Source organism: Oenococcus oeni DSM 20252 = AWRIB129, from assembly GCF_000372485.1.
Classification (GTDB): Bacteria; Bacillota; Bacilli; order Lactobacillales; family Lactobacillaceae; genus Oenococcus; species Oenococcus oeni.
On sequence record NZ_AQVA01000002.1, the window covers coordinates 174,824 to 184,420 of the forward strand.

Below are 9,597 nucleotides of genomic sequence, written 5' to 3' on the forward strand. Positions count from 1 at the left end.
CTAATTATCTAAATAATCATCACCATAAAAATCAAGTGATATCAAACCAAATTTCCCGCTTCTAAAATCATTGATCAAACGCTGACTGGCACTTTCAAAATCTTGTCTCAATCCTAGCTGGCTCGTAATAGACATCAAAGCAGCGATTGGATTATCCAAAGGAAAATGGCTTATTTTATAACGGGTCGCGATTGCGGTCGGATAATTTTTTTGAAGAAAAGAAATTAACCAAAGAGCTAAATCGTCGGAAGCCAGCAGATTATCTTTAATACCCCCCAGAATTCCAATCTTTGTAGCAATTTCCTGATCTTCAAATTTTGGCCAAAGCAATCCAGGTGTATCCAAAAAAACAAGATTATAACGAGTTCTAATCCAATATAGAAAATGAGTAACTCCAGGTTTATTGGCTGTTCTAGCAATGTTTTTGCCGGCTAAATGGTTAATAAAAGTTGATTTGCCAACATTTGGTGTGCCAACGACTAATGCTTTTAAATTAGCGGCAGTATTATTTTTCGACAAATCGGCAAAAAAAGAATTATTTTTCAATTGACGAAGAAAATCCTTCGAAAGGACACCCATTTTTGCATCAGTAGTGAGAATACCGGAAAATTTATCTTTATTTTTGTTAATGAATTTTGTTACTTGGCGAGGATCGGCTAAATCGATTTTATTTAAAACAAGAAAAACCGGTTTAACAGCGATCATCTCCATAATTTGTGGATTTTGAGTTGTCTGAGGAGCACGGGCATCGACGATTTCCAAACTAAAATCGACTAATTTCATTTGTTCGTCAATTTCGCGAATCGTTTTTGCCATATGGCCCGGGAACCATTGAATTTGTTGTGTCATAATTCCTCCTCTGAAGCAAGAAAACGCCGCCAAGCTTCGTCGAATACTTCCATGCTCATTAAATAGGGAGCATTTTCTTCCAAATATTTTGAGATTTCATCAAAATTCTGTGACTGTTTAGGAAATTCCGAATCAAAAAAAGCTGCATTCGCAAATTCTTGAACTTCATCCGCATTTTCTGGTTTTCTCTGTGTCATTAACCACTCGTAAAAACCTCGACTTCTCATTTTAAACCACCTTGAAAAATTATTTTATTTTCGGGAAGATTAATTGTTTTAGCCTTAAAAGCTAACAATTTACCCGTCTTCATCTTCGCCAGATTGATCGAAATATCTTTTTTGGAAGAATCAATGCCGATAAAACTCGGCAGATCGGTTGTTGCTTTGATGTAACTCATTACTGTGCCGATAGGCAATGGCATAGAACCAGCTACTAATTTTTTCGCTTTTAGTAGAACGTTACCGTTTTTTGTTACGCTTGGATCGAAAATAACTCCAACATTGAGTTTAGACCCAAGAAACTTTATATCTCCATATACATAAACTTGTTTGGAATCGGCCGAAATTGATAGGTTTTTTATTTTTTGTTCCTTCAAAAACTTGGCCGAAATAGCATTCACTTGTTTTCTAGTCAGCACAACATTAAAAGTTGCATCACTATCTTGAATCGATGAGCGCGAATCTTTCGATTGGTAGCTATCACTGAAAAGGGCAAAAAATATGGAAAAAACCATTATTAAAATAATTGCTAATAATGACCAAAAAGCCAAAAACCATTTGTTTTTTTTAATTTTTATTTCTTTTGCCATATATTATTACTATTTACTGCCTTGAAAAGTTCTTTTGCCATATAATCGTAACCCAAGTTATTCGGGTGAAAATGATCGGCCTGAGAAATGTAATCATTCTTTATTTTAATGCTTCCGGATAAAACTGACTTTTGCGTCCTGTTTCCGACTTTACCGTTTGCAATCAAATCCTCGCTGGTTAATTTCTTGATTTGTTTGCTTGTTTGATACTGTCCATAAGTTAATTGGCGGAAAATCGATATGTAGTATCCATTAGTCTGTTGCTTTACCAACTTTTTGTTTATTGCATTATAAAGTTTCACATCTTGATTAATGTCTTTTCTGCTCGCCATATTAACAAAAGTTGGATTGTAGTTACCAAAAATAAAAAGTGATGATTTGCTTTTTCTTAAGACGGCAACTCTTTTCAATAAATTTTTCAAAGATGTCTCGTATTTGGCACTACTCTTTTTCACGGAACTAGTTAAACTACTGGCACTTTTTGTATCAACATTCTTTAATAATTCCTGCCTTAAATCATTTCCTCCGACGGTCATTATTACTAAATCGGCTTTTTTTAATAGTCGTTGCTGCTCTGATGACTGATTAATTCTTTTTAAAATTTGATCAGAACGGTCGCCTGGCTTTCCGAAGTCGTATGAGGAAAACTTATATTGAGGATAGGTTTTCTTGAGAAGTTTCATTACCCGTCCTGTATATCCGTGTTTTCCCGCAGTATCACCGACACCATAAGTTAGTGAATCACCCAAAAAAACAACCGTAATGTTTTGACTGCTTTCCTGCTTTGCGTCATTATTGCTTTTCGGCGTTAAAATAATCGAAATTACAAAAACACCGATAAATCCAAGAACTATCGCTGTTAAAATTTTTAAAAAAACTTTCATAGATATACTATTTATTCACCGTAATACAAAATACAAAGTGTGCCAATTCCGGTATGAGTAGCAACAATTGGCGAGGTGCCAAGCATAACCAATGGGGTATTCGGGAAAAGTTTTCTCAAACGATTCGAGAGCTCCTTGGCTTCTGGATCGGCATCAACATGCGAAACCCCGATTGAGTATATTTTCTTTAATTTTTGCATTCCATCAATAACTTGATCATAAAATTTACTAATCGATTTTTCGCCGCGGCCCTTGGAAATTGTTTTGATCGAATCATCAATAAATTCAAGGCCGACTTTAATGTTTAGCAAGGAACCAACTAAACCAGAAGCACGACTGATCCTGCCTCCGGCAATCAGATTTTTTAAGGATTCGAGACTGAGAAAAATTTTGGTTTGATTTTTTATTTTCGTGAGAAGAGAGATTATTTCTTCGATAGTCTTTCCTTCTTGAACCATTCTTGCCGCTGCTAAAACTTGAAAAGAGAGACCACGATCGATTGAATGCGAATCAAGAAAAATAACCTTCCCACTAAAATCTTTTGCCACCGTCGCGGCTGTTTGACCAGTACCAGACAAACCACCGCTAAGATGAATACTGAGGATTTGGGCTTCTGGATTCTTTCTTAAAATGCTTTCGTAAGTATCATAAAAATTTATTACCGCCGGTTGGCTTGAAGCAGGAAGCTTTCTGGCCATTTCCATTTTCTTAAAAAACTCGTTTCGAGATATATCGACACCATCCAAATAATTGTGATCGTTAATTAAAACTTGTAATGGAACAACACCAATATCATATTTTTTTATTTCTTCGTCCGTTAGGGCGGCTGAAGAGTCGGTAACAATTTTAATTATTGACATAACTAAAATTATACTTGATCGCTTTTATTTTTCCTCTCATAAGTCAGAAAATCAAAAGAATAAGCGTGTTTCTTATCTTGAGCATGATGACATTGGGAAACTAAACTAAAAGACTTTTCACTAAAATTTGGTGCAAATGTGTCTCCCTTAATATTAGCATCAACCAAAGTAATCAATAACCGATCAGCCATATTCATAAAACTTTCGTAAACGCTGGCTCCTCCTATTACATAAAGGGGTAAATGCTGTTCTTTTGCTGTATTGACAGCCTCGATTGGAGAATGCACGATTTTTACCTCCGGATCGTTGCTCTTAAAATCCATATTGGAAGTTAAAATAATGTTTAAACGTTTTGGCAATGCTTTTGAACCAAAAGACTCATAGGTTTTTCGACCCATTACCACTGCCTTATTTTTAGTTTCCTGGCGAAAAAATTTAAGATCATCCGGTAGGGACCATGGCAAGTGATTGTTTCTGCCAATCACATTATTTTTTGATTGTGCCCATATTGATGTAATCATCCTTTGCCTCCTTCAACAATCTTTGCTTATTGTTATTGATTTTTCCAAGAATAACCTTTTCTTTTAAATCTTCAATAATTTTTCCATAGATCGGCCCAACCGGAATTCCAATATTTTTCAGATCGATACCGTTGATATCGAGTTCGGAAAGATCATGTATTGCTAAGTTTTCATAATCACTTAATAAATTATTTCTGTCATCTCTTTTAATCGCCGACAACGCAATTGATATTTCCAAACCAACATCGAATAAATCAAGTTTGCTTGGTTTGTCCTTTTCCAACAAATTAATTGATTTAAAAATTTGCTTCTTCAATTGATTGCTCATTTTCCAACTACCGAGATATTTTGTTAAACTAGATTCCCTTAGATTACTAAAAAAAATGAATCTGGTCCAGTTAATTGCGTGGCTCGATGACTGAATTCCAATGTAATTCCTGAATAAATCCGATTGATCTGTAATTAGTTCATGTCCTGGCAAAAAATCAACAATTCCCAAATCATACATTTGTCTCAGAGATCTTTGAGGATTTTTCCCGGCCAGTAATTTTGAAAATTCAACAAAAATTCGTTCTGTAGCAATATCATTCAAATTTTCTTTAATCATTTGACTTGCTCTCAAGGTTTCTTCTTCGATTTTAAAATCAAGCTGGCTGGAAAAACGAAAAGCGCGAAGAATTCTTAGAGCGTCTTCTGAAAAACGCTGTTTTGCATCTCCTACTGTTCTAATTATTTTCTTTTTTAAATCATTAAGACCTGAAAAATAATCAAAAAGTTCTCCTTCTTGGTTCATCGCAAAAGCATTAATTGTAAAATCGCGTCTTGATAAATCTTCTTTTAAATTTTTCGTGAACGATACGTTTTTTGGATGACGATTGTCCAAATATTTACCGTCGATCCGAAAAGTTGTGACTTCATATTTTTTCCCGTTCAAAAAAACTAAATCAGTACCATGTTTTTCACCAGCGTAATTATCTGCCGTTTTAAAAATCCTTTTCATTTCGTTTGGCAAAGCATCAGTCGTAATGTCAACATCGTGAATAGGTCTTCTAAGGATGGCATCACGAACCGATCCACCAACAAAGTAAGCTTGATAACCATGATTTTCCAAACAATTCAATACAGGAATCGCTTCTTTAAATTCATTTGTTAATTCAATTATCATTAAAGTAGATAACTTTCCATTTCAAAATCTTCCGGAACAATTTGCAAATATTTTTTTAAATAATTTCGAGCTCTCTCGATATTGGTAGTTTTAAAAACAAAAAAAGCGTCCTTAAGAAAAGATGGTTCTTCGGAAAAATATTCATCAACTCGTTCAAAAGATTTTTCTGCCTGTTTTTGTTGGTCAGAATTAAAATAAGCAAGGCCTAAATACCATAAATAATGCTGGTCAATCTCATCGTCTTCAATATGCCGATTAATCAAACTGATCGTCTGATCATATTCCTTTTCTTGAAGAAAATTATATGCAAGCAGACTAATCGCGTTAGTTTGCGATGGATCTTTTTTAATTATGAAATGAAGCTCTTTGTTGGAGGCAGTATAGTCACCAAGATCACTTTGGAGTAATGCTAATTTAAAACGAGCAAGCAAATTGAAAGGATCGAAACTCTTTGCTAGTTGGAGGGTGCGAAGCTGTTCTTTTGAATTTCCCTGTTTTTCATAAATGGAAGCCAAATTCAAGTAATCATCAAGGCTGGCTTCCTGATGATCAATATTTTCTTCGATTAGTTGTTGTGATTTTTCCCGATCACCTGATTGAAAGTAAGCCTGTGCCAAACTACTAATTTCTTTGCTGGACAAATTTTTCAGTCCAACTTTTTGAAATTCAGTGATCGATTCTTCGAATTCTCCATTTGAAGCAAGGGCCATCGCTAAACGCGCGTGTAAGTTTATCTTATTAATTAATTCATGTCCCTGATTAATCAGGTAGTCATATAGCTGGGCAGATTTGCCATTCTCTCCTTCGGCATCATAAAATTCTGCCAAAGCAAAACGAACGATTGGGTCACTACTAATGTTTTGCAAATCCAGTAGAACTCCTTCGGCTGATTCGGTCAGACCCTCGGACTCATATAAATCAGCTTTATCAATTTGTGCAGACAAATATAAAGAACTTTTTTGTTCTATTTTGTCTAAGTAGTCAAGAGCTTGATCGTCATTCCCTTCGTCGAGATATATTTCAGCAAGATCAAGATTAATCTGATCATTTTTATTGTCTTTTTCATTCAAGTTTTCTAATATACTTTTAGCATCATCAATAAAACCTTGAGAAATTAAGGATTCGGTTAAATCGATTAATTCATTTTCTGAGTCATTGGCAAGCGCTTTATTTATTAGATTCTGATTATTGAATTTGGAATCGGCAATATTTTGTAAGATTTGTTTCGAGTAATTAGCCATAAATCAATTCTAATAAAAAACCAGTCGATTTGACTGGTTTGTATATGATTACTTAACAGTGTCCTTTAAGGCTTTACCAGGTTTAAATGCCGGAACTTTCGATGCAGGGATTTTAATCTCAGCACCAGTTTGTGGATTACGGCCTGTGCGAGCTGCGCGATCACGAACTTCGAAGTTACCAAAGCCAATCAACTGAACTTTTTCGCCTTTTTTCAAATAACTTGCAATTGAATCAAAAACTGCATCAACTGCAGCCGTTGCATCTTTTTTGGTCAGATCAGTTGCCTTTGCAACTGAATCAACTAGTTCTTGCTTATTTGCCATTAATTTCTCCTGTTTATTATTTTTGTAAAATTCACGGCTACCATGCATTTCACTAATAAAAATTTAACACAAAATAGCCATGAAAAGTTAAAAAAATGCTTCAAAAGCCCGTCGTAGCGCGAATTGTAACCTGTTTGTCACAGAAAAAGCAAAAAAACAGTCAGCTATTTCCTTGCACGAATTCTTAAACGAATTGGTGTTCCGGCAAAATCGAAATTTTTACGAATCTGATTCTCCAAATATCTTTCATAACTAAAATGCATTAGTTCCGGGTCATTAACGAAAATAGCAAAAGTTGGAGGAGCAACAGCAACCTCTGTTGCATAATAGACACGCAAACGTTTACCGTTTTTTGTCGGTGTCGGATGAAGTGCAATTGCATCAAGAATCGTTTGATTGAGAATTGAAGATTGAATTCTCATTTTATGGTTATTATCAACTTTAATAGCCATTTCAGGAATTTGATCTAGTCTTTGGTTCGTTTTAGCGGAAACAAACATAATCGGTGCATAATCCAAAAACTTGAATTCTTCCCGAATTTGTTCCGTAAACTGTTTCATAGAATAATTATCTTTTTCGATTGCGTCCCATTTATTGACAACAATCACGACAGCCCGGCCTTCTTCGGTTGCAAGACCGGCAATGTGTTTATCTTGATCTTGAATTCCGGTTGAAGCATCGATTACTACTAAAATTACATCAGCACTTTCAATTGCCATCTGTGCCCTTAAAACAGCATACTTTTCGGTACTCTCGATCACTTTTCCAGATTTTCTGATACCGGCCGTATCGCTAATCGTAAAAACATTTCCTTGGTTGTCTTCAAACTGCGAGTCTACCGTATCACGAGTTGTTCCTTGAATATCACTAACAATTGAACGATTTCGTTTAATTAAAGAATTAAAAATTGATGATTTTCCAACATTCGGACGACCAATAATTGCGATTTTAATTTGATCTTCCTGATCCTGATCAGATACTCCACCATTGGTCCCGTTTTTAAAAGCATCGACAATATCATCCAACAAATCAGCAACTCCATTGCCGTGAACAGCAGAGATTGGGTATGGATCGCCAAGTCCAAGCGAGTAAAAATCATAGATTAAATCATGCTGTTCGATATTATCCAAGTGATTTACCGCCAAGTAAATCGGTTGTTTTGATCTATAAAGAACTTTCGCGACTAATTGATCATCCTTGGTAATACCATTATGACCGTCGACAACAAAAATAATCGCATCAGCCTCTTTGATTGCTAATTCGGCCTGTTCCTTAATCTCTTTAATAAAAACATCGTTTGATGCGGATATTCCACCAGTATCGATGACGGAAAATTCGCTGCCATTCCACTCAGCCTTTTCGTACAAACGGTCACGGGTTACTCCAGATATGTCATTCACGATTGCTTTTCTCGTACCAACGATTCGATTAAATAAAGTTGATTTTCCAACATTCGGTCTTCCAACTATTGCAATTGTATATTTTTTACTCATCCTTATAAGCATACAGAAAACACGCAGTCATGCGCGTGTTTTGACGATTTTCAAAATTTTATTAACCACTTGATCAACTGTCAAATTGCTCGTGTCAATTTCGATTGCATCATCATCCTTTCTTAGAGGACTGATTAAACGGTGAGAGTCCTTATAATCTCGAGCAACGATTTCTTTTTTTATATCGTCCAAAGTGGCGGAACTCCCTTGTGCTTTATTCTCTTTAAAACGACGAATTGCTCTTTGATCAACACTGGCGATTAAAAATATTTTCACGTCGGCGTTAGGCAAGACGGTTGTACCGATATCGCGACCATCCATAACAACCGAGGAATTCTCAGTCATTTGTCTCTGTCTTTCAGTCATCTCGTCACGAACTTTTTGATACGAAGAAACCAATGAAACATTGTTTGTTATCTCTTGGGATCTTATCGCTTCAGTAACATCTTGGTCGTTAAGGATGACCTTTTGAACTGGATCAGCCGGAATAAAGTTCAAAGAAATTAAAGGAATTTTTTCAGATATTTCCTGTTCATCCTCATAATCAATTTGATTGATTTTGGCATAAAGCGTCACCGCCCTATACATTGCACCGGTATCAACATAAACAAAATTAAATTTTTTTGCGACAATTTTTGCGACCGTGGACTTACCTGACCCGGCCGGTCCGTCAATAGCAATCTGCATATTAATTTCCACTAACTTTCAGAACTTGGCCTGGAAGCAGAGTTGAACCGGATGTTAAACCGTTTAATTCATAAAGTTCCTCGACGGTCAGGCCATAAAGAGATGCAATATGATAAGCACTATCGCCGGATTGAACCGTATAAGTCGTCGCTGTCGAAGAAGAACTAGTTTCAGCACTGCTGTCTTCTGTTACCGAACTAGAAGATTCTGCAGCTTCGGTGGACGAAGAATCAGCTGCTGCCGTAGATGAAGATGCATCAGCAGCTGAACTCTGACTGCTGCTTGCCGCGCTGCTCGATGATGCAGATGAAGAACTACTTTTCTTAGTAACTGAAGCCGTTGAACTAGCAACGCTTTTACTGCTATCGCCCTTCTTTGCAATCGAACCGATTGTAGGAATCGCCAACAAAATCACAAGTGTTGCAATAGCAAAAGCAATAATGACCTTACTGTTAAGCTTGCTCAAAAAGCCGGTACCATTTTTTTGGTTATCTGTTTTATTTTGCTTGGAACTTTTCTGGTAATTGTTTGGGTTATAGCCATTTTTTGGTTTACCAAAATTGCTCTGATCCTTATATTGCTCTTGGTCTTGTTGCTGCGGTTGGTTAGGAGATGCAGTACCTTGATTGGACTGACTGTACTTATTTGAGGCAAAAAAAGGTTCGGGTTTATCAGAAGAACTTTGTTGTCCTTGATCATTGAACTGTTGATAAAAACTCTGATTCTGTTCAGCTGAATTCTGGCCAAAATTAAAATCCTGGTTAT

General features: G+C 36.0%; 12 protein-coding genes. All 12 read right to left on the reverse strand.

Features of this window, described 5'->3' with window-relative positions:
- Nucleotides 1-849: a ribosome biogenesis GTPase YlqF gene (ylqF, locus tag A3G9_RS0102610; protein WP_002821773.1), complete on the reverse strand. Its 849-nt coding sequence runs from the start codon at nucleotides 847-849 to the stop codon at nucleotides 1-3.
- Nucleotides 846-1,076: a YozE family protein gene (locus A3G9_RS0102615; protein ID WP_002817141.1), complete on the reverse strand. Its 231-nt coding sequence runs from the start codon at nucleotides 1,074-1,076 to the stop codon at nucleotides 846-848. Before A3G9_RS0102615 ends, ylqF begins: the two co-directional genes overlap by 4 nt.
- Complete coding sequence (locus A3G9_RS0102620; RefSeq protein ID WP_002820446.1) at nucleotides 1,073-1,657, reverse strand: YpmS family protein; 585 nt, start codon at nucleotides 1,655-1,657, stop codon at nucleotides 1,073-1,075. Before A3G9_RS0102620 ends, A3G9_RS0102615 begins: the two co-directional genes overlap by 4 nt.
- The gene (locus tag A3G9_RS0102625) at nucleotides 1,642-2,541 is read right to left on the reverse strand and encodes an SGNH/GDSL hydrolase family protein (RefSeq protein ID WP_002820448.1); all 900 of its coding nucleotides are present in this window, start codon (nucleotides 2,539-2,541) and stop codon (nucleotides 1,642-1,644) included. Before A3G9_RS0102625 ends, A3G9_RS0102620 begins: the two co-directional genes overlap by 16 nt.
- Nucleotides 2,542-2,552: 11 nt before the next feature.
- Nucleotides 2,553-3,401: a DegV family protein gene (locus A3G9_RS0102630; RefSeq protein ID WP_002820449.1), complete on the reverse strand. Its 849-nt coding sequence runs from the start codon at nucleotides 3,399-3,401 to the stop codon at nucleotides 2,553-2,555.
- Nucleotides 3,402-3,409: 8 nt separating this feature from the next.
- Nucleotides 3,410-3,922, reverse strand: a complete 513-nt coding sequence (locus A3G9_RS0102635) for a dihydrofolate reductase (RefSeq protein WP_002820451.1) — start codon at nucleotides 3,920-3,922, stop codon at nucleotides 3,410-3,412.
- Nucleotides 3,888-5,087, reverse strand: coding sequence for a CCA tRNA nucleotidyltransferase (locus tag A3G9_RS0102640; RefSeq protein ID WP_002821775.1), 1,200 nt, complete (start codon nucleotides 5,085-5,087; stop codon nucleotides 3,888-3,890). The genes A3G9_RS0102635 and A3G9_RS0102640 overlap by 35 nt, the downstream gene beginning before the upstream one ends.
- Nucleotides 5,087-6,328 (reverse strand): tetratricopeptide repeat protein, encoded by a 1,242-nt coding sequence (locus tag A3G9_RS0102645; RefSeq protein WP_002820454.1) that lies wholly within the window; start codon nucleotides 6,326-6,328, stop codon nucleotides 5,087-5,089. Before A3G9_RS0102645 ends, A3G9_RS0102640 begins: the two co-directional genes overlap by 1 nt.
- Nucleotides 6,329-6,376: 48 nt before the next feature.
- Nucleotides 6,377-6,652 (reverse strand): HU family DNA-binding protein, encoded by a 276-nt coding sequence (locus A3G9_RS0102650; protein WP_002820455.1) that lies wholly within the window; start codon nucleotides 6,650-6,652, stop codon nucleotides 6,377-6,379.
- Between the two features lie 164 nt (nucleotides 6,653-6,816).
- The gene (gene der, locus A3G9_RS0102655) at nucleotides 6,817-8,145 is read right to left on the reverse strand and encodes a ribosome biogenesis GTPase Der (protein ID WP_002820457.1); all 1,329 of its coding nucleotides are present in this window, start codon (nucleotides 8,143-8,145) and stop codon (nucleotides 6,817-6,819) included.
- A gap of 27 nt (nucleotides 8,146-8,172) precedes the next feature.
- A complete protein-coding gene (cmk, locus tag A3G9_RS0102660) occupies nucleotides 8,173-8,832 on the reverse strand; it encodes a (d)CMP kinase (protein WP_002820458.1) in 660 nt (219 codons plus the stop codon).
- 1 nt (nucleotide 8,833) lies between these two features.
- Nucleotides 8,834-9,597, reverse strand: a 764-nt coding sequence (locus A3G9_RS0102665; RefSeq protein ID WP_018025220.1) for a LysM peptidoglycan-binding domain-containing protein, incomplete at its 5' end; no start/stop codon positions are given.